This is a genomic window from Serratia sp. Nf2, assembly GCF_003028435.1.
Taxonomy (GTDB): Bacteria; Pseudomonadota; Gammaproteobacteria; order Enterobacterales; family Enterobacteriaceae; genus Serratia; species Serratia marcescens_L.
The window spans coordinates 226,210-243,912 of sequence record NZ_PYTW01000007.1 but is presented as its reverse complement, the minus strand read 5'-3'; the positions used below and the strand labels follow the sequence as shown (position 1 = coordinate 243,912).

The window sequence follows — 17,703 nt, the reverse complement described above, 5'->3', positions numbered from 1 at the left end:
CGGGCCTGGCGGCCCGCTGCGTGCGTGATTAGTGGGTGGCGGTGCTGTCGTTGCCTTCGCCGGGATTGCCGGTTGCCGCCAGATTCTGCTGCTCGCTGCGCAGGATGCGCGCTTTTGGCGAGTCTGCGGTGGCGTCGTTGCCGGAACGCAGATAGTCGTAAGGCAGCAGTACGGTGTCCATCACCGCGGAGAACGGCAGATCCAGCGCCACCAGCGGCATCATTGCCCAACTGGTGTTGTCGTCCTTCAGCATGTCCACGCTGGCGCGGGTGCCGGGATAGTAACCCTGATTCGGGCCGGTATGGCTCATCACGCTGGAGCAACCGCTGGTCGCCAACAACATGCAGCCCGTCGCTATCGCTTTCATCGTCGTCATTAATCCATCCTGCAGGGTTGCTGTTCCCCTAAATTAAGCTGATTTATAACATCCTGTTGCTGCTTTTAAAGAAGCAAAATCCCGCTCTGTGGCGGCTCTCTCACTTTAGTGTAAGTGGTAAAAAAACTTTCGCCTAATCGGTGCGAAGTTTTTTTGATCCTCGCCTGTTGAATTGATGAAATCAACCCCCATTTTATCATCAGAGCCGAATTGAGAATTCGCCGTAAGGGAATTCTGGCTTAATTAGCCTGTCCAGAGTGGAAGGCGTATTTATTTCAACCTCGCTGAAGTGCCTTAGGAGGCTGTTTTATGCGTAATTTTGATCTTTCCCCGCTATACCGTTCCGCCATTGGTTTCGATCGCTTGTTCAACGCGCTGGAAGCCGGTCAGAGTCAGGGCAACGGCGGTTATCCGCCTTATAATGTCGAGCTGGTGGACGAAAATCATTATCGCATCGCCATCGCGGTAGCCGGGTTTGCCGAGCAGGAGCTGGAGATCACCACGCAAGATAATCTGCTGATCGTGCGCGGGGCGCACAATAACGAACCGGCAGAAAAAACCTATTTATACCAGGGCATCGCCGAGCGTAATTTCGAGCGTAAATTCCAGCTGGCCGAACATATTCAAATTAAAGGCGCCAAACTGGAGAATGGCCTGTTGTATATCGACATGCAACGCATCGTGCCGGAAACATTAAAACCGCGCCGCATCGAAATTAAATAAATTTCCGTTTCGCCGGCAGGTACGCTGCCGGCAAATAATACCTAGCCTGCCGTCAGGGGGCTGAATAAACACATCTCGCTTAATGAAAGGAGTTGTTCCTATGCGTAATTACGATTTATCCCCACTTCTGCGTCAGTGGATTGGTTTTGATAAATTGGCCAGTTCAATGGGTGGCCAGGAACCCCAAGGGTTCCCACCGTACAACATCGAGAAAAGCGATGACAATCACTACCGCATTTCTCTGGCGCTGGCCGGTTTCCGGCAGAGCGAACTGAATATCGAGGTGGAAGGGCCGCGGTTGACCGTCAGCGGTAAACCTACGCCGCCGGAAAAACAGGTCGAATACCTGCATCAAGGCCTGGTGTGCAAAGAGTTCCAGCTGACCTTCACCCTGGCGGAGCATCTGCAGGTGTCCGAGGCCAAATTTGAAAACGGCCTGCTGCACATCGATCTGGTGCGTCAGGTGCCGGAAGCCTTGCAGCCGCAGCGCATCGCCATCGGCGCGACGCCGGAGCTGGAAGCCAAATAACCGACTGAAAAACGGTCATCATCATGCGGGGGAGATCCAGACGGGTCTCCCCCGTTGCGTTATGTGGCGCACGCCACAGTCCCCCCGACAGTCCGATGTCATAATCCTTGTTAATTGTGTGTCTTTGGCCGCAAATTCCCGATTCAACTTTGGCAAGGATGTGACCTATGAGCGATATCGCCCTGACCGTCAGCATGTTGGCGCTGGCGGCCGTCATTGGGCTGTGGATGGGGAACTGGAAGCTGTACGGCGTCGGGCTGGGCATCGGCGGCGTGCTGTTCGGCGGTATCCTGGTCGGTCACTTCGCCCAGAGCGGGCAAATCAGCCTGAACGGGGACATGCTGCACTTTATCCAGGAGTTCGGCCTGATCCTGTTCGTCTACACCATCGGTATTCAGGTCGGCCCCGGTTTCTTCTCTTCGCTGCGCGTCTCAGGTCTGCGCCTCAACGCTTTCGCGGTGCTGCTGGTGCTGACCGGCGGCGTCGTGGCGGCGGCGGTGCACAAGCTGTTCGACGTGCCGCTGCCGATCATCCTCGGCGTGTTCTCTGGCGCGGTCACCAACACCCCGGCGCTGGGTGCCGGTCAACAAATCCTGACCGATCTCGGTTCCGATCCGGCGTTGGTGGACGGGATGGGGATGGGCTACGCCATGGCCTATCCGTTCGGTATATGTGGCATTCTGCTGGTGATGTGGCTGATCCGGCTGTTTTTCCGCATCAATATCGAGCGCGAGGCGCAGGCGTTTGAAAACGGCCTGGGCAATCAGCGTGAGCTGCTGCACGCCATGAACGTGGCGGTGCGCAACCCCAATCTGCAGGGTATGGCGATCAAAAGCGTGCCGCTGCTCAACGGTGAAGCGATCGTCTGTTCGCGCCTCAAGCGCGGGGAGTTGCTGATGGTACCTGCGCCGCACGAGCGGCTGGAGCTTGGCGACTACCTGCACCTGGTGGGCAAACGCGAAGATCTGGAAAATGCCCGGCTGGTGATCGGCGAAGAGGTGGACGCCTCGCTGTCGACGCGCGGCACCGCGCTGCAGGTGGTGAGGGCGGTGGTGACCAACGAGCAGGTGCTGGGCAAGAAAATCCGCGATCTGAACCTGAAGCAGAAATATGACGTGGTGATTTCACGCCTCAACCGCGCCGGCGTGGAGCTGGTGGCCGGCAGCAACGTGACGCTGCAGTTCGGCGACATTCTCAACCTGGTCGGCCGGCCGGAGGCCATCGACGCGGTGACGGCAATCGTCGGTAATGCCCAACAAAAACTGCAGCAGGTGCAGATGCTGCCGGTCTTTATCGGCATCGGCCTCGGGGTGCTGCTCGGCTCCATTCCGCTGTTCGTGCCGGGCTTCCCGGCGGCATTGCGGCTGGGGTTGGCCGGCGGGCCGCTGGTGGCGGCGCTGATCCTGGGGCGCATCGGCAGCATCGGCAAGCTGTATTGGTTTATGCCGCCGAGCGCCAACCTGGCGCTGCGCGAACTGGGCATCGTGCTGTTTCTGGCGGTGGTCGGATTGAAGTCGGGCGGCAACTTCATCGATACGTTGTTGCACGGCGAGGGGCTGACGTGGGTCGGGTACGGCGCGCTGATCACCGCCATTCCGCTGCTGAGCGTCGGTATTCTGGCGCGCACGATGGGCAAGATGAACTACCTGACGCTGTCCGGCATGTTGGCGGGATCGATGACCGATCCGCCGGCGCTGGCCTTCGCCAACGGCCTGCATCCCACCAGCGGCGCCGCCGCGCTGTCTTACGCCACCGTGTATCCGCTGGCGATGTTCCTGCGCATCATGTCGCCGCAGCTGCTGGCGGTGCTGTTCTGGACGCTGTAGCGCTGCCCGACTACAGCCGGTAAGGCATTAACACGCCGTTGTCAGTGCCAAAATCTTTGGGGTTGCGGGAGATGAGCGTCCGGAACCCCACCTGCGCGGTGGCCCAGATAATGGCGTCCGGCAGCTTCACATGCTGTGAGTGGCGCAGTTCTACGGCGCGTTCGGCAACTTCATCGGTAATAGGCAGCAGCAGGAATTGCCCTAAAAACTGGCGCGTTTTCAGCTCCAGCGACGGCCCCTGCTTTTTGGCACCCACCATCACTTCCATCCAGGTGATGGCGCTAATAGCCGGGTTGATGTGGTATTCGGTCAGAACGTCTTTGGCTTGAGGAATGCCGTTGAGATAATCGATCAGGATATTGGTGTCGAATAACGCCCGTTGAGCCACCATTATTCCCACTCCTCGCGCTGACGATTTTCGTAGTCTACGCCATCGCCCATCGCCCCGGACCAGAGCCCGAAAGCACTGCTGGGATCTTCAACGTGGTTCTCCGTCAGATAACGGGATACGGCCTGACGGATGATTTCGGCCCGGGGAACGTGGCGGATATTTTTCAGATTGTCGAGCTGCCGCAGGTCTTCCTCAGGTAAATCGATCACGATGCGAGTCATCGCTAGCCCTCCCCAAAAAGATATACGATATATGCATCGTATATCTTTATCGGTCGATTTTCAATCAGCTGGCGTTAGCCTTCCTGATGCGCGCGTTCGATCTCTTCCGCCAGGATCGCCACGCCGCGCTCGATTTTCTCCGGGTCGGGCACGTAGTTCATGCGCATGCACTGGTGGGTGTGCGGCCAGTCGTGCTCCAGCCCCGGGAAGAAGTAGTGGCCCGGCACCATCAGCACGCCGCGTTTTTTCAGGCGCTGATACAGCACCTCGGTGGTGATCGGCAGATCTTTGAACCACAGCCAGAGGAAGATAGCCCCTTCCGGTTTGTGGATCAGGCAGCGCTCCGGCGACAGGTAACGGCGAATAATCTCGATGGTGTGCTCGACGCGCTGTTTGTAGAACGGGCGAATTACCTCGTTCGACAAGCGCAGCAGATCGCCGCGCGCGATCATTTCCGTCGCCATCGCCGGCCCCATGCTGCCCGGCGACAGGCTGATGATGCCGTTCATGTTGGTCAGCGCGGTGATCACCTTCTCGTCGGCGATCACGATACCGCAGCGTGAGCCCGGCAGGCCGAGCTTGGACAGGCTCATGCACAGGATGGTGTTCGGGTTCCACAGCGGCGTGGCGTCGCTGAAGATGATGCCGGGAAACGGCACGCCGTAGGCGTTGTCGATCACCAGCGGAATATCGCGCTGCTGCGCCAGCAGGTCGAGCTTCATCAGCTCTTCGTCGGTGATCACGTTGCCGGTCGGGTTGGTCGGCCGTGAAACGCAGATCATACCGATGTCGTCGCCGATAGTGAGGTGTTCGAAATCAACGTGATACTTGAACTGACCGTCCGGCAGCAGCTCGATGTTCGGTTTGGCGGAGACGAACAGCCCTTCGTCCAGCCCGGCGTCGGCATAGCCGATATATTCCGGCGCCAACGGGAACAGCACGCGGCGACGCGAACCGTCGGCGTAGCGGCCGGCGAACAGGTTGAACAAGTAGAAAAACGCGCTTTGGCTGCCGTTAGTCAGTGCAATATTCTGTGGCGAAATCTCCCAGCCGAGCTCGTCGCGCAGCAGATTGGCCAGCGCTTTCAGCAACGCGTCCTTGCCTTGCGGGCCGTCGTAGTTGCACAGCGCTTCGGTCAGTTTGCCCTGGTCGAGCATCTCCTGGCACAGCTGTTTGAAGTAGGCTTCCATCTCAGGGATCTGCGCCGGGTTGCCGCCGCCGAGCATGATGGCACCGGGGGTGCGCAGGCCTTCGTTCAGGTCGTCCATCAAACGGGTAATGCCCGCATAACGGGTAAATTTTTCGCCGAAAAGTGAGAAAGTCATAGGTGTAGCAGTACTGTTTCTTAGCAGGTAATCGCCCACCATACCGCCAGACAAATCCCGCTGCAATGCGGCCGACAAATCGACCAGTGGGCACAAATTTCTCTCCTTGGCCAATTTTCAGCATATTACGCTAGATTATTGTGACCGTTCGCCGGCCCATACCACCATCACCTTATCGTCGCCGAGCCGGCGGCTGAAGGCATAGTAGGCGGCGCCCGGCTGCGGGGTTTGCACGCCGCCGCCGATCGCCGGATGGCGAGCGCGGAACTGCCCCAACCGCTGCCAGTGGGCCAGCAGCGGGGCTTTTTCTCCCTGCAGCTCACGCCAGTTCATGTCGGAGCGGGTACCCTGCAGTGGATCGGAACCGGCTGGGCCGAGCGGACGGCCGCTTTCATCGCCGTAGTAAATCTGCACCGCGCCCGGTGCCAGCAACAACAGGTTCGCCGCCCGCTGTTGCAGCGGCAGCGAGCCTTTGGCGTCGCTGGCGAAGAACAGCCGGGTGTCGTGCGAAGAGAGGTAGCTCAGTACGTTGAAATCCTGCAGCCGTTCGGCCATCTGCCGGTAGGTGGCGTCGATATCGGCAAAGCAGCCCAACGCCTGCGACGCCTGATCCTGGAAATCGAAGTTGATCATCGCGTCGAAGCCGTTTTGGTAATAATCGCTTTTCATCACCCCGTGGCCCCAGGCCTCGCCGGTCATCCAAAACGGCGCATCATCCAGCGCCTGTTGCGGATGCTCCGCTTTCCACGCCGCCAATGCCGCCGTGGCACGCTGTTTCAACAGCGCCAGCGTCGGTTTTTCCACGTGCTTGGCGGTGTCGACGCGGAAACCGTCGATGCCGTAATCGCGCACCCACTGGCTGAGCCAGACGGTCAGGTAATCGCGGGTAGTGGCGCCGGGCATGTCGCGTGCGGCGGTGTCGGGCTTGTGGCGGTAGAACAGCGGCAGGCCGCTGGCGCCGGTCGCTTCGGTTTTGATGTCCGGCAGGAAGGCCAGCGACATCGTCAGATCGTCATAGCCCGGCGAGCCATAGTCGCCGATGTCGGTGCGGATCCAGTTTTTCCCCCACCATTGGCGCCAGCCCGCCTTGTCGCTGAAGTTGATGTAGTCGTTGAAGCTGTGCCAGTTTTGCCCTGGCCCGGGGCGCCAGTCGCCCCAGTTTTTCCCCAGGGTTTTCTCCACCTCCGCGCCTTGCAGATACAGCGAGCCGAAGTGGAACGCCTGCATATCCGCCAGCGTGGCGTAGCCGACGTGGTTCACCACCACGTCGAACAGAATACGAATGCCGCGCCGATGCGCCTGCTCGACCAGTGTGCGCAGCGCCTGTTCGGTGCCCATGTTGGCGTCGAGGCGAGTCCAGTCCAGCGCGTAATAGCCGTGATAGGCGTAATGCGGGAAATCACCTTTGGTGCCGCCGCCAACCCAGCCGTGGATCTGCTCCAGCGGCGAGCTGATCCATAAGGCGTTGACGCCCAGCTGCTGCAGATAATCCAGCTTCTGCGTCAGGCCGGCCAAATCGCCGCCGTGAAAGGTGCCTATTTCCTGCAGGCCGTCGCTGCGGCGCCCGTAGCTGTGGTCATTGGCCGGATTGCCGTTTTCAAAGCGATCGGTCAGCACGAAGTAGACCGTGGCGTTATGCCAGCTGAACGCCGCCGGTTTCGCCGTGGCGGCGGATTCCAGCAGCAACAAACCGCCGCTGGCGGCGGCGGGTTGCAGCGTGATTTTCCCCTGAGTCACCTGCGCCGTTTGGCCGGAATAGAAATCGCGCAGCGTTTCGCCTTCGGCGAAGGTGGAGGCGACGTCGACCGTGACCGGCTTGCCGTCCCAGCGCGGGCAGCTGCGGACGGCAACGGTGGCACTTTCCGGCGCGCTGTGCAGGCTGAGCTGCAGCGTCGGCGTGCCGCTGCGCGTGTCGATGCGCACCTGATAGTCGCCGGCGCGGAACTGCCGCCAGTTGACCGGTGGATGAGTGCCGCAGGGCTGCAGCGACAGCGTCTGGTTAAGTTTCACCGCCTCGGCCGGCTGCCAGCAGTGATTATCCTGATACAGCCGCAGCGGCAGCTGGCCTTTGGGCAGCGCGGCCTGGCTGGCGAACAGCCCGACGGCAGTTTCGTCGAAGGCCGGGAAACCCGGCAGCGTCCAGCCGGCCAGCGCCGAAGGCGACAGCAGTATCAACAAGGGCAGAGGTAACAGTTTCATGGCTCTCCTTACGCGCGGCAGGAAGCGTTTTTTCTCAGGGTAGCGCCCAGTGTGGCAAACGGTGAAAAAATGGCCTCCTCCCTGCGGGGGTTTTTCGGGGAGGAGAGGAAGGGCGGAGCGTTTTCGGATTGATTCGGCTTGGCTTTGCGCACGCGCTGCGGCAGATTAAACGATGAACATCAAAGGAGGTTAGCGATGACGGACAAAAACTGGCGAGAAGAGATCGTTCAGGCAATTCAGGATGCCGAATTGCAGCGCTTCGCCGAAGAACATCAGCTGCAGGCGCTGTTCGCGCCGCAGCAGGAAGAGCAACACGGCCGGTTATCTGCAGACCACCGGCCGCGCTGAGTTATTTCCGCAACAGCTGCGGGTTGACGCAGTTTTCTTTCACCGTGCCGGTCAGCGCGGCGATCAGGTTATCCACCGCGCAGGCGGCCATGCCGTAGCGCGTTTCATGGGTGGCGGAGCCGATGTGCGGCAACGCCACCACGTTCGGCATGCTGAGCAGCGGCGAGTTGGCCGGCAGCGGCTCTTTCTCGAACACGTCCAACCCGGCGGCGTGGATCACGCCGTTTTGCAGCGCTTCGATCAGCGCCTGCTCATCCACCACCGGCCCGCGGCCGGCGTTGATCAGAATGCCGCTTTTCTTCATTTTCGCCAGCTGATCGCGGCCGATCATGTGGAAGGTTTGTTCGGTCAGCGGCAGCGTGATGCACACGAAATCCGACTCGGCCAGCAGGGTATCCAGATCGCAGCGGCGCGCGTTAAAGCGCTGCTCCGCTTCTTCGTGCGTACGGCGGGCGTTGTACAGCACCGGCATGCCGAAGCCGAAATGCGCGCGCTGCGCCAGCGCCAGGCCGATACGCCCCATGCCGAGGATACCGATGGTTTTATGGTGCACGTCGACGCCGAACCAGTCCGGCCCGATGCTGCCGCGCCATTCGCCGGCCTTCACCCGCTCCGCCACTTCCACCACCCGGCGCGCGGTGGCCAGTACCAGGCTCATGATGGTGTCGGCGACGGTTTCGGTCAGCACCGTCGGGGTGTGCATCAGCAGCACGTTATGGGCGTTGAGCGCCTCGACGTCGAAGTTGTCGTAGCCGACGGAAACGGTCGAGGCCGCGCGCAGTTTGGGCGTCTGTTGCAGGAAGGCTTCGTCAATTTTACCGCCGGAACCGATGATCCCTTCGGCCTGCTGCAGCGCCTGGCGCAGTTCGTCGCGGTTCTCCGGCTGCAGGCCGTTGAAGGCGTGCACGGTGAAGTGCTGTTCCAGACGTTCATGCAGATCGGCGGGCAGGCTTTTGTACAATACGATAGAAGGCTTCATCACGAACTCCAGCTGGGCCAAAGGGGGCATGGCGCCCCCCCGGTTGGGTTAACAGAGAGAAAGTATAACCGGATCAAGCCAATTGCGGCTGGATCTCGTTGCGGGCGGGTTTGACGATCAGCGTCAGCACCACCGCCACCACCAGTGCGATGGCCATAAACATGTAAGAGGCCGCCGGGCTGCCTGTGGCGCCATTCAGATAGCCTACGAACCACGAACCGAAGAACGACCCCAGCGCGCCCATGCTGTTGATCAGCGCCATGGCGCCCCCGGCAACGTTTTTCGGCAGCATTTCCGGAATGATGGCGAAGAACGGCCCGTAGGGGGCGTACATCGCGGCGCCGGCGACCACCAGCAGGCCGTAGGAGATCCAGAAGTGGTTGGTGCCGACGGCGTAAGAGCCGAAGAACGCCAGCGCGCCGATCAGCAGCAGCGGCCAGACGAACAGCTTGCGGTTTTGCATTTTGTCCGACGCCCAGGAGACCACGATCATGGCGATGGTCGCCGCCAGGTAAGGCACCGCGGACAGCCAGCCGGCTTCCACCATGCCCATCTGCATGCCGCTGCGCAGGATGGAAGGCAGCCACAGCACGAAGCCGTACACGCCGATGCTCCAGGCGAAGTACTGCACGCACAGCAGGATCACGTTGCGCGAACGGAAGGCTTCGCCGTAGTTGCGCACGGCCTTGATGCCTTTCTGCTCTTCGTCCAGCTGCTGTTGCAGCGCCTGTTTCTCCTCGGCGCTCAGCCAGCCGGCCTGCGCCGGTTTGTCTTTCGCCAGCACCCACCAACAGAACGCCCAGATAACCGCCGGAATGCCCTCGATGATGAACATTTCACGCCAGCCGAAGGCGTGGATCAGGTAGCCGGACACCACCGACATCCACAGCACCGTCACTGGGTTGCCGAGGATCAGGAAGGTATTGGCGCGTGAGCGCTCCGATTTGGTGAACCAGTTGCTGATGTAGATCAGCATTGCCGGCATCACCGCCGCTTCCACCACGCCGAGGATAAAGCGGATGGCGGCCAGCATCGGGATATTGCTGACCACGCCGGTCAGCGAGGCGCAGCCGCCCCACAGGATCAGGCACCAGAAGATCAATTTCTTGACGCTGCGGCGTTCGGCGTAGATGGCGCCGGGAATTTGGAAGAAGAAATAACCGAGGAAAAACAGCGCGCCCAGCAGCGAGGCCATGCCTTTGGTGATGCCGAGATCTTCATTGATGCCGGCGGCAGAGGCGAAGCTGAAGTTGGCGCGATCGAGATAGGCCAGGCTGTAGGTGATAAACACGATGGGCATGATGTACCACCAGCGTTTGGCCGCGACAGTCGCTTTGTTCATGTTCAGTATCCTTCAGTGGTGTTGCATCCCCTTCGCCCGGCACGCTGGGCATGCAAGACGACGGGGCAGATGCTCTCCCGACGCGTCCCGGTTGTAGGGCCAGAGGCTGACGTCATGCGGAGAAGTCGTTTTTGTTATTGTTATTCGGCCAGCGCCGCGCGGGTTGGCAGGCCTTCGCTGTCGCCGATGGCCTGGATCGCCAGCGAGCCGATTTTGTTGCCGCGCTGCACCGCCTGTATCAGCGTTTTACCTTCCAGCAGGGCGCTGAGGGTGCCGACGGCAAAGCCGTCACCGGCGCCGACGGTATCCACCACGTTGTCGACCTTGACCGCGGCCACTGCCGCCTTGTCGCCGGCGGCGGTTTTAAACCAGGCGCCGTCCGGGCCGGTTTTGATGATCACCGCCTGCACGCCGCGTTCCAGATAGAAATCGGCGATGCCTTCCGGCGTCGATTGGCCGGTGAGGATCTGCCCCTCTTTCAGCCCCGGCAGCACCCAGTCGGCGGCGAACGCCAGCTGGTTCAGCTGCTCGATCATCACCTCGCGGCTGGGCCACAGCACCGGGCGCAGGTTGGGGTCGAACGAAATGGTTTTGCCCATGGCGCGCATCTCGCGCGCCGCATGGTGGCACAGCGCCAGCGACTGGCTGGACAGCGCCGCCGCCACGCCGCTCAGGTGCAGGTGGCGCGCGGAACCGAAATACTCACGGTCGAAATCGGCGACCGACAGGTGGCTGGCCGCCGAGCCTTTGCGGAAGTATTCCACGCTGGGATCGGTACCATCGGTGGTTTTGGATTTCACCTGAAAACCGGTGGGATAGTGGCCGTCGACCGTCACCTGCCGGTAGTTGATGCCTTCTTTTTTCAGCTGCTGCAGGGTGAAGCGGCCGAACGAATCGTTGCCGACGCGGCTGACCCAGCCGACGTTCATGCCCAGACGCGCCAAGCCGATCGCCACGTTCAATTCGGCCCCGGCGATGCGTTTGGTGAAGGTTTCCACTTCCGCCAAATCGCCGGTTTGCGCCGCCACGAACATCGCCATGGCTTCGCCCAGCGTGACCACATCCAGGGGCGCCTGCTGCGCCGTCGTTGCCGTTAACGTTGTCATCATGGGGTTACTCCGCACGCAAAATATTGACGTAATGGCGGGTGACGGCTTCCAGATCATCGCCCTGCAACGGGAATTCGATGCCGCGCGGCGCATCGTGCGGCAGACGGGCCAGCAGATCGCGCCAGCTGCCGTCGGTATCGTCCAGCGCGACGGCGCGCCAGCCGCGCGGGCCTTGGGTGGCGGCTTTGACGTGCACGTAACCGACGTGGCGGGCCAGGCGCTCGGCGGCGGCGAAGGCGTCTTGCCCCACCCACAGCCAGTTGGCCATATCGAAGGTCATGCTGACCGGCAGGTGGCTATCTTCCGCGGCGTGGAAAAAGGCGTTCAGCATCGATAAAATGCCGCAGTCCGGCGTCTGATCGTTTTCGACCACCAGTTTGACCGGGTGTTGCTCCAGCGCCACTTTCAGCTCGGTAAAATCGAAGCCGGGGCGGAAATGGCCGAGGGACAGTTTCAGCTGGCGCGCGTTCAGCGCCTGTGCTTCTGCCAGCAGCGCCGGCAGGTTGGGGTTCAGCGTATGTTGCGGGGTGAACAGCGCCTCAGGGGCGGAGTAGACGGCGAACAGCTGTTGGCGTTCAATCTCTTGCGCCAGGGCCGGCAGGCTGTCCAATTCGCCGGCGGCGAACAGTTCGCGGCGGATTTCCACCCCGTCGGCGCCTGCTCCGGCGATGATGGGTAACAGCGCGCGCTGGCCGCCGTGTTGTTTGACGGTATCGGTGCCGTAGGCGCCGGTGACCACGATGATTTCTGTTTTCATTTTGACTCCTGAGGCGGCATAGTCGCCGCCGCTGCTGTTACCGGTACGTTAAATGGAACCGGTTCCAGCGAAAAGCGACAGAGTGTAAAAATATGATCGCAATCACGAAGCTGAGCAAAAAACAGCCGATGAGGGCGGGGCGAGCAACGGCCCCGGAGAGGGTGGGTTAGCGGGTGGTGGAGCTGCGGACGATCAGCTCACCGGAGAACATCTGCTCGCCGCTGGGGGCGGCCAGGCCCTGAATGCGCTGCACCAGCCGCTCCAGCGCCGCGTGCCCCATTTGGTAGGTGGGCTGTCTTAGCGTGGTGATGCCGACGCCCGCCAGCTCCGCCCACTCCAGTTCGTCGAAGCCCAGCAGGCCGATGTCGTTGCCCCACTGGATGCCGAGCCGGCGCATGGCGCGCGCCACCTGCAGCGTCAGAGCGCCGTTGGCGGAGATCACCGCCTTGCGCATGCCGCGATGGCGGCCGCTGAAATCGCTCAGTACCTGCTCCAGCTTCTGCCGATCGTTGAGCGGCGTTTCGGCCTGCTCCGCCAACAGCGTGGGGTGCTGCGCCATGGTATGTCTGAAAGCGTGCAGGCGTTCGAGACGGGTATTGACCGTACCGAGCGGCTCGCTGAGGAACAGGATCGCTTCGAAACCTTGTTGCAGCAGGTGTTCGGTGGCGACGGTGGCGGCTTCGCGGTTGTTCAGGCCCACCACGTCGCAGGCGAAGTCGGGGATTTTGCGGTCGATCAGCACCATTGGCAGCATCGACTGTTGCAGTGTGGATAACGCTTCCTCGCGCATGCCGACCGCGTTGACCACGATGCCTTCCACCCGGTAACTGCTGAGCAGCTGCAGGTAGTGCTGTTCCTGATTGACTTCGTTGTTGGTGTTACACACCAGCAAGGTAAAGCCGTGCTGGCGGCAGGCGGCCTCGATGCCGCGCATCACGTCCACCGAATAGGGGTTGGTGATATCGGCGAGGATCAGGCCGATCAGGCGGGTCTGGCCGCCCTTCAGGCTGCGCGCCATTTGGCTTGGCCGGTAGTCGAGCTGCTGGATCGCCTGTTCGATGCGCTGTTTGAGATCGTCGGAAAGCAGGTGTTGTTCACCATTCAGATAGCGCGACACGCTGGTCTTGCCGGTTTTGGCGATGCTGGCCACATCGCTGATGGTGGCGCGCCCTGAGGCGCGCGTTGCCTTGCCTGTGCTCACAGCCGATCCCTCCTGCGGTTAATTGCCAAGGAGACTACCATACCCGATGTGCGGGCGGGAGTGTTGAAGGGTAAGGAGAAAATCGCAGGGAGGCGGCGGGGCGCCGGTGGCGCCCCGCACGGGATTACTGCAGCGGGCTGAGAGTGATCTCGACGCGGCGGTTTTGCGCCTTGCCTTCCGCGGTGCTGTTGGAGGCGATCGGGTTGTCCGGGCCGGCACCGGTGGTGCGGATACGGTTCGCCGCCACGCCCTGGGTGATCAGCGCGCTGGCTACGCCGTCGGCGCGCTGCTGCGACAGGTTCATGTTGAGCGAGCGGGAGCCGGTGCTGTCGGTGTAGCCGACAACGTTGACCGCGGTTTTCGGATACTCTTTCAGCACCATGGCGACGCCGGTCAAGGTGTTGGCGCCCGCCGGTTTCAACGTGGCGCTGCTGCTGTCGAAGGTCACGTTGTTCGGCATGTTCAGCACGATGTTGTCGCCCTGACGGGTGACGCTGACGCCGGTGCCTTTCATCTTGTCGCGCAGTTTGGCTTCCTGCACGTCCATGTAATAGCCTGCGCCGCCGCCGAGGGCTGCACCGGCCGCTGCGCCGATCAGCGCGCCTTTGCCGCGATCTTTCTTGGAAGAGGACAGCACGCCGACACCGGCGCCCAGTGCGGCGCCGAGGCCCGCGCCGATGCCGGATTTGCCGGCTTCGGATTCACCGGTGTAAGGGTTGGTGGTACAGGCCGACAGCGCGAGCGTGAGGCTCACGGCGCCGGCAATAATTGCAATGCGTTTTTTCATGTTCTTGTCCTTAATGGCATCAGAATCTGTACGCGCCGGCCCAAAACGGGGACGCAAAAAAAGTGGGTGACGCAGGGAGCCTGCGTCGCCGCGCTACCTATGACGCGCGCTTTCGCCGGCAGTTCCGGAGAAAAACGTGACAAATGATGAGCGCGGGAAAAGCTGGGGGAGTTATGCGGCAAAACGCCGGGCGGCGCTATGCAGCGGATTCCGAATTGTGCGCATCCGGGGTGCGGATGCGCCTTTTTTAAGCCTAATGGGTTGAATTTTCGACTGCCGACCAGTTCATGATCAGCGTATAGGCCTGGGTTTCTTCATTGAACAGGCGCTGTGTTATCTGAAAGCCGCGCCTGTGGTAAAACGCGCAGGCGCGCAGGTTCTGCTGGTACACCTCCAGGCTGAGCCGGCGGTAGCGCTGCTGCACGTGCGTCATCAGCGCCTGGGCGACGCCGCGACCGTGAAACGCCCGATCGACAAACAGGGCGCCGATGAACTGCTCATCCAACACGCTGATAAAGCCGACGATCTCGTCGTCATGCCAGCAGGCCCAGCTTTGTGCGCGCGGCAGGTAGTTTTCCCGCACCAGCGCGGCGCTCTCACGCCAGTACTTTTCCGCCACGAACGGATGGGCGGCGATGGTGCTGGGCAGCCACAGCGCCATCAGCCGTTCGATATCCTCCGGGCCACAGGGGCGGATCACCGTGGCTTTGGGTAGCACATGCACCCCGTCAGATGATCGTTCACCAGCCCGCTGGCCTGCATGAAGGCGTAACAAATGGTGGAGCCGATAAACTTGAAGCCGCGCTTCTTCAGCGCTTTGGACATGGCGTCGGACTGCTCGGTTTTGGCCGGCACCTGGTTCAGCGCCTGCCAGCGGTTGAGCTGCGGTTGGCCGCCGACGAAGTCCCAAATGAAGGTAACGAAATTCTCACCGGCCGCCTCCATCGCCAGATAGGCTTTGGCGTTGGTGATGATGGCTTCTATCTTGCCGCGGTGGCGGATGATGCCGCTGTCCTGCAGCAGGTTTTCCACGTCCTGTTCGGTCATGGCGGCGACCCGCTGCGGATCGAAACCGTGGAAAGCGCGGCGGTAGTTCTCGCGCTTTTTCAGAACGGTGATCCAGGAAAGGCCCGCTTGCTGCCCTTCGAGGCACAGCATTTCAAACAGCTCGCGCGCGTCGGTGGTGGGCGCGCCCCATTCCTTGTCGTGATACTCGAGATACAACGGATCGGCCGTCACCCAACCGCAACGTTCGTCTGCCATCCTGACTGTCCTTATGCTGTATTTATGAACAGTAATCATCGCTCGAAGCGCCGAACTTGGCAAGCCTCTGATTGTTTTGTCATCAGCCCGCTTGACGTGACGAAAAAGCCGACAATAGTTACTACATGGCCGGTGGAAAACCGGCCAACGATAAAAACGACATTGCCTTCATTTGCAGGCTCTCAGGAGTCGATTCATGCCTCTAAAAATAACGTGCATGCCCCGCCCGGCGGCGCTTGCAGTGGCGTTGCTTTGCAGTGTGACCCTTCCGGCTCAGGCGTACGATCAACTCTACGTCTTTGGCGACAGCCTGAGCGATACCGGCAACAACGGCCGGTTCACCTATGACGGCAGCCAGCACCTGCTGTACGACGAAGCGTTGGCGCAACGCATCGGGGCGGCGCTGGTGGCTTCGGACAACGGCGGTGAGAACTATGCCGCCGGCGGCGCCGTGGCGGTGCCGGGCCTGAACCCGGCCGGCAACACCCAGGACCAGGTGCAGAGTTACCTGAACCGGGTCAACGGCCAGGCCGACGGCGACGGTTTGTATATTCATTGGATCGGCGGCAACGATCTGGCGGCGGCGGCACTGAATGCCGCTACCGCGCCCGGCGTGGCCTATAACAGCGCCGCCGCGGCTGCCGCGCAGGTGCATTCGCTGCTGAACGCCGGCGCCGGCACGGTGATCGTGCCGACGGTACCGAATATCGGTTCCACGCCGCAGCTGATGGAATTGATCATTCAACAGGCGCTGTCACCGGTGCAGGGGGCGGCGATTCAGGCGGCGTATGCCACGCTTAATTCGGTGGCGACACCGGACAACGCTTCACGCACGCAGGCGATCCATGCGGCATTGGCCGCTGCGGCGAAGCAGGGCAGCGCCATTCCTCAGGTGCAGCAGGCGATCGCCACGCAGCTTATCGCGGCGTATGACAGCCTGAGCGCGCAGGCCGCCCAGTTGACCGATTTCTATAATCAAAGTGAAGACCGTTTGTTGGCGCAGAGCGGCGGTAATATCGTGCGGGTGGACGTCAACAAGCTGTTCGCCGAAGCGATCGCCAATCCGGCGCAGTTCGGCTTCGCCAACACCGCCGGCATGGCTTGCCCGCCGGGCATTTCCTCGGCGGTCTGCCGCTCCGATATGCCCGGCTTCGACGCCAGCCAGTCCTATCTGTTCTCCGATCACTTCCACCCGAGCCCGCAGGCGCACCTGCTGATTGCGGATTATATCCAGGCGGTGTTGGATGGCCCGGCGCAGGTGGTGGCGCTGAATCAGGCGACGGCGGCGATGGCGCGCGACAGCCGCGCCACGCTCGACAGCCGCTTTCAGCAGCTGCGCCACGGCGACAACCCGCAGGGCTCGCTGGGCGTGTTCGGCGGTTATGCCGGCCAGCACTACGACTATGCCGATAACCGGGCGGCGGGGGACGGCAACGCCACTACCCACAACCTGACCGTCGGCGTGGACTATCAGTTGACCGACGGCTGGCTGATCGGCGCGTTGATCGCCGGTTCCAACGACGATCAGCATCCTTCCAGCCGCTTTGATTACAAGGCGCGCGGGCTGCTGCTGTCGGCTTTCAGTTCACTGGCGCTATTCGAGCATGGCTGGGTTAACGCCGATCTACACTATGCGACGATGGATTATGACGACATCCGCCGCAGCATGCGGCTGGGGCCGCTGACGCGCACCGAAACCGGTTCGACCACCGGCAAGCAGTGGGGCGCACGCGTGACCGCCGGCTATGACTTCCCGATCGCTTCTTACCTGACTACCGGGCCGGTGGCGCAGTTCGCCTGGGATTACAGCCGCGTTTCCGGCTACAGCGAAGACGGCGATGACAGCACCGCCATGCGCTTCAACGATCAAACCTACCACTCGCAGATCGGCGCGTTGGGCTGGCGGCTGGATACGCAATTCGGCGTGTTTAACCCTTATGCGGAAGTGAGTTATCAGCACCAGTTCGGCGACGACGTCTACCGCGCCGGTGGCGGCCTGAAATCGACGCAAACCTCGTTCACCCGCGACAGTGCGGGCCAGGACAAAAACTGGGTGGATGTCACGCTGGGGGCCAACATGCCGTTGACGGACAGGGTATCGGCCTTCGCCACCGTCTCGCAAACCGGCGGGCTGAGCAGCGGCGAGCAGTTTATGTATAACGTCGGCGTCAGCGCGCGTTTTTGAACGACTCGGACAGAGAATGGGGCTAATGGAAGGCGGGGTGGCAAGGCGGTGCCTGTGAGTGAGACTGTACTTTAGTACAACTATCATTTGTCGCTAAAAGCTCTTATCGTTGTTGCATAACGATAAATTATAGCGCCACAAA

Annotated in this window: 18 protein-coding genes; 5 read left to right on the top strand and 13 right to left on the bottom strand. The window is 61.4% G+C overall.

Features of this window, described 5'->3' with window-relative positions; translation table 11 throughout:
• Window positions 1–28: 28 nt before the first annotated feature.
• A complete protein-coding gene (locus C9411_RS17025; RefSeq protein WP_016929593.1) occupies window positions 29–376 on the bottom strand; it encodes a YceK/YidQ family lipoprotein in 348 nt (115 codons plus the stop codon).
• Window positions 377–685: 309 nt separating this feature from the next.
• Here C9411_RS17025 and ibpA point away from each other — a divergent pair, with 309 nt between their 5' ends.
• From ibpA to C9411_RS17010, 3 genes are all read left to right on the top strand, one after another.
• On the top strand, window positions 686–1,099 hold the full coding sequence (gene ibpA / locus C9411_RS17020) for a small heat shock chaperone IbpA (RefSeq protein WP_004933919.1): 414 nt from the start codon (window positions 686–688) through the stop codon (window positions 1,097–1,099).
• A 100-nt stretch (window positions 1,100–1,199) separates the two neighbouring features.
• Window positions 1,200–1,628, top strand: coding sequence for a small heat shock chaperone IbpB (gene ibpB, locus C9411_RS17015; protein ID WP_004933922.1), 429 nt, complete (start codon window positions 1,200–1,202; stop codon window positions 1,626–1,628).
• Window positions 1,629–1,795: 167 nt separating this feature from the next.
• Window positions 1,796–3,454 (top strand): putative transporter, encoded by a 1,659-nt coding sequence (locus C9411_RS17010; RefSeq protein WP_107227533.1) that lies wholly within the window; start codon window positions 1,796–1,798, stop codon window positions 3,452–3,454.
• Between the two features lie 10 nt (window positions 3,455–3,464).
• On the opposite strand, the gene C9411_RS17005 is transcribed toward C9411_RS17010, so the two are convergent.
• The 4 genes from C9411_RS17005 to C9411_RS16990 all read right to left on the bottom strand — a co-directional run bounded on the left by C9411_RS17005 (window position 3,465) and on the right by C9411_RS16990 (window position 7,590).
• Window positions 3,465–3,845, bottom strand: a complete 381-nt coding sequence (locus C9411_RS17005) for a type II toxin-antitoxin system VapC family toxin (protein ID WP_063989163.1) — start codon at window positions 3,843–3,845, stop codon at window positions 3,465–3,467.
• Window positions 3,845–4,066, bottom strand: a complete 222-nt coding sequence (locus tag C9411_RS17000; protein ID WP_063989162.1) for a ribbon-helix-helix domain-containing protein — start codon at window positions 4,064–4,066, stop codon at window positions 3,845–3,847. Before C9411_RS17000 ends, C9411_RS17005 begins: the two co-directional genes overlap by 1 nt.
• Before the next feature lie 74 nt (window positions 4,067–4,140).
• On the bottom strand, window positions 4,141–5,391 hold the full coding sequence (locus tag C9411_RS16995; RefSeq protein ID WP_004933935.1) for a valine--pyruvate transaminase: 1,251 nt from the start codon (window positions 5,389–5,391) through the stop codon (window positions 4,141–4,143).
• A 135-nt stretch (window positions 5,392–5,526) separates the two neighbouring features.
• Complete coding sequence (locus tag C9411_RS16990; protein ID WP_107227532.1) at window positions 5,527–7,590, bottom strand: alpha-amylase; 2,064 nt, start codon at window positions 7,588–7,590, stop codon at window positions 5,527–5,529.
• 195 nt (window positions 7,591–7,785) lie between these two features.
• On the opposite strand from C9411_RS16990, the gene C9411_RS25855 reads away from it, so the two are divergent.
• A complete protein-coding gene (locus C9411_RS25855; protein ID WP_165384406.1) occupies window positions 7,786–7,938 on the top strand; it encodes a hypothetical protein in 153 nt (50 codons plus the stop codon).
• Between the two features lies 1 nt (window position 7,939).
• On the opposite strand, the gene ghrB is transcribed toward C9411_RS25855, so the two are convergent.
• The 8 genes from ghrB to C9411_RS16950 form a co-directional block, all read right to left on the bottom strand.
• A complete protein-coding gene (gene ghrB / locus C9411_RS16985) occupies window positions 7,940–8,917 on the bottom strand; it encodes a glyoxylate/hydroxypyruvate reductase GhrB (RefSeq protein WP_063989160.1) in 978 nt (325 codons plus the stop codon).
• A gap of 73 nt (window positions 8,918–8,990) precedes the next feature.
• On the bottom strand, window positions 8,991–10,259 hold the full coding sequence (locus tag C9411_RS16980; protein ID WP_055317378.1) for an MFS transporter: 1,269 nt from the start codon (window positions 10,257–10,259) through the stop codon (window positions 8,991–8,993).
• Between the two features lie 140 nt (window positions 10,260–10,399).
• Window positions 10,400–11,365 (bottom strand): sugar kinase, encoded by a 966-nt coding sequence (locus C9411_RS16975; protein ID WP_063989205.1) that lies wholly within the window; start codon window positions 11,363–11,365, stop codon window positions 10,400–10,402.
• Between the two features lie 7 nt (window positions 11,366–11,372).
• A complete protein-coding gene (locus tag C9411_RS16970) occupies window positions 11,373–12,125 on the bottom strand; it encodes a sugar phosphate isomerase/epimerase (RefSeq protein WP_049200595.1) in 753 nt (250 codons plus the stop codon).
• 166 nt (window positions 12,126–12,291) lie between these two features.
• Complete coding sequence (locus C9411_RS16965; protein ID WP_107227531.1) at window positions 12,292–13,326, bottom strand: LacI family DNA-binding transcriptional regulator; 1,035 nt, start codon at window positions 13,324–13,326, stop codon at window positions 12,292–12,294.
• A gap of 124 nt (window positions 13,327–13,450) precedes the next feature.
• Window positions 13,451–14,113 (bottom strand): OmpA family lipoprotein, encoded by a 663-nt coding sequence (locus C9411_RS16960; protein WP_033631402.1) that lies wholly within the window; start codon window positions 14,111–14,113, stop codon window positions 13,451–13,453.
• 253 nt (window positions 14,114–14,366) lie between these two features.
• On the bottom strand, window positions 14,367–14,813 hold the full coding sequence (locus C9411_RS16955; RefSeq protein ID WP_063989158.1) for an N-acetyltransferase: 447 nt from the start codon (window positions 14,811–14,813) through the stop codon (window positions 14,367–14,369).
• On the bottom strand, window positions 14,810–15,376 hold the full coding sequence (locus C9411_RS16950) for a DNA-3-methyladenine glycosylase I (RefSeq protein ID WP_033631404.1): 567 nt from the start codon (window positions 15,374–15,376) through the stop codon (window positions 14,810–14,812). Before C9411_RS16950 ends, C9411_RS16955 begins: the two co-directional genes overlap by 4 nt.
• Before the next feature lie 196 nt (window positions 15,377–15,572).
• Between C9411_RS16950 and C9411_RS16945 the strand changes: the two genes are divergently transcribed.
• Window positions 15,573–17,561 (top strand): autotransporter outer membrane beta-barrel domain-containing protein, encoded by a 1,989-nt coding sequence (locus C9411_RS16945; protein ID WP_107227530.1) that lies wholly within the window; start codon window positions 15,573–15,575, stop codon window positions 17,559–17,561.
• The last annotated feature ends 142 nt before the right edge of the window (window positions 17,562–17,703 follow it).

What these genes read in the sequence shown, in the direction of transcription:
- C9411_RS16995 (WP_004933935.1), bottom strand. Translation starts at nt 5,391, where the DNA reads ATGACTTTCTCACTTTTCGGCGAAAAATTTACCCGTTATGCGGGCATT.
- C9411_RS16990 (WP_107227532.1), bottom strand. Translation starts at nt 7,590, where the DNA reads ATGAAACTGTTACCTCTGCCCTTGTTGATACTGCTGTCGCCTTCGGCG.
- C9411_RS16970 (WP_049200595.1), bottom strand. Translation starts at nt 12,125, where the DNA reads ATGAAAACAGAAATCATCGTGGTCACCGGCGCCTACGGCACCGATACC.
- C9411_RS17000 (WP_063989162.1), bottom strand. Translation starts at nt 4,066, where the DNA reads ATGACTCGCATCGTGATCGATTTACCTGAGGAAGACCTGCGGCAGCTC.
- C9411_RS16945 (WP_107227530.1), top strand. Translation starts at nt 15,573, where the DNA reads ATGCCTCTAAAAATAACGTGCATGCCCCGCCCGGCGGCGCTTGCAGTG.
- C9411_RS17010 (WP_107227533.1), top strand. Translation starts at nt 1,796, where the DNA reads ATGAGCGATATCGCCCTGACCGTCAGCATGTTGGCGCTGGCGGCCGTC.
- C9411_RS16975 (WP_063989205.1), bottom strand. Translation starts at nt 11,365, where the DNA reads ATGACAACGTTAACGGCAACGACGGCGCAGCAGGCGCCCCTGGATGTG.
- C9411_RS16960 (WP_033631402.1), bottom strand. Translation starts at nt 14,113, where the DNA reads ATGAAAAAACGCATTGCAATTATTGCCGGCGCCGTGAGCCTCACGCTC.
- C9411_RS16950 (WP_033631404.1), bottom strand. Translation starts at nt 15,376, where the DNA reads ATGGCAGACGAACGTTGCGGTTGGGTGACGGCCGATCCGTTGTATCTC.
- C9411_RS16980 (WP_055317378.1), bottom strand. Translation starts at nt 10,259, where the DNA reads ATGAACAAAGCGACTGTCGCGGCCAAACGCTGGTGGTACATCATGCCC.
- C9411_RS17025 (WP_016929593.1), bottom strand. Translation starts at nt 376, where the DNA reads ATGACGACGATGAAAGCGATAGCGACGGGCTGCATGTTGTTGGCGACC.
- ibpA (WP_004933919.1), top strand. Translation starts at nt 686, where the DNA reads ATGCGTAATTTTGATCTTTCCCCGCTATACCGTTCCGCCATTGGTTTC.
- ghrB (WP_063989160.1), bottom strand. Translation starts at nt 8,917, where the DNA reads ATGAAGCCTTCTATCGTATTGTACAAAAGCCTGCCCGCCGATCTGCAT.
- ibpB (WP_004933922.1), top strand. Translation starts at nt 1,200, where the DNA reads ATGCGTAATTACGATTTATCCCCACTTCTGCGTCAGTGGATTGGTTTT.
- C9411_RS17005 (WP_063989163.1), bottom strand. Translation starts at nt 3,845, where the DNA reads ATGGTGGCTCAACGGGCGTTATTCGACACCAATATCCTGATCGATTAT.
- C9411_RS25855 (WP_165384406.1), top strand. Translation starts at nt 7,786, where the DNA reads ATGACGGACAAAAACTGGCGAGAAGAGATCGTTCAGGCAATTCAGGAT.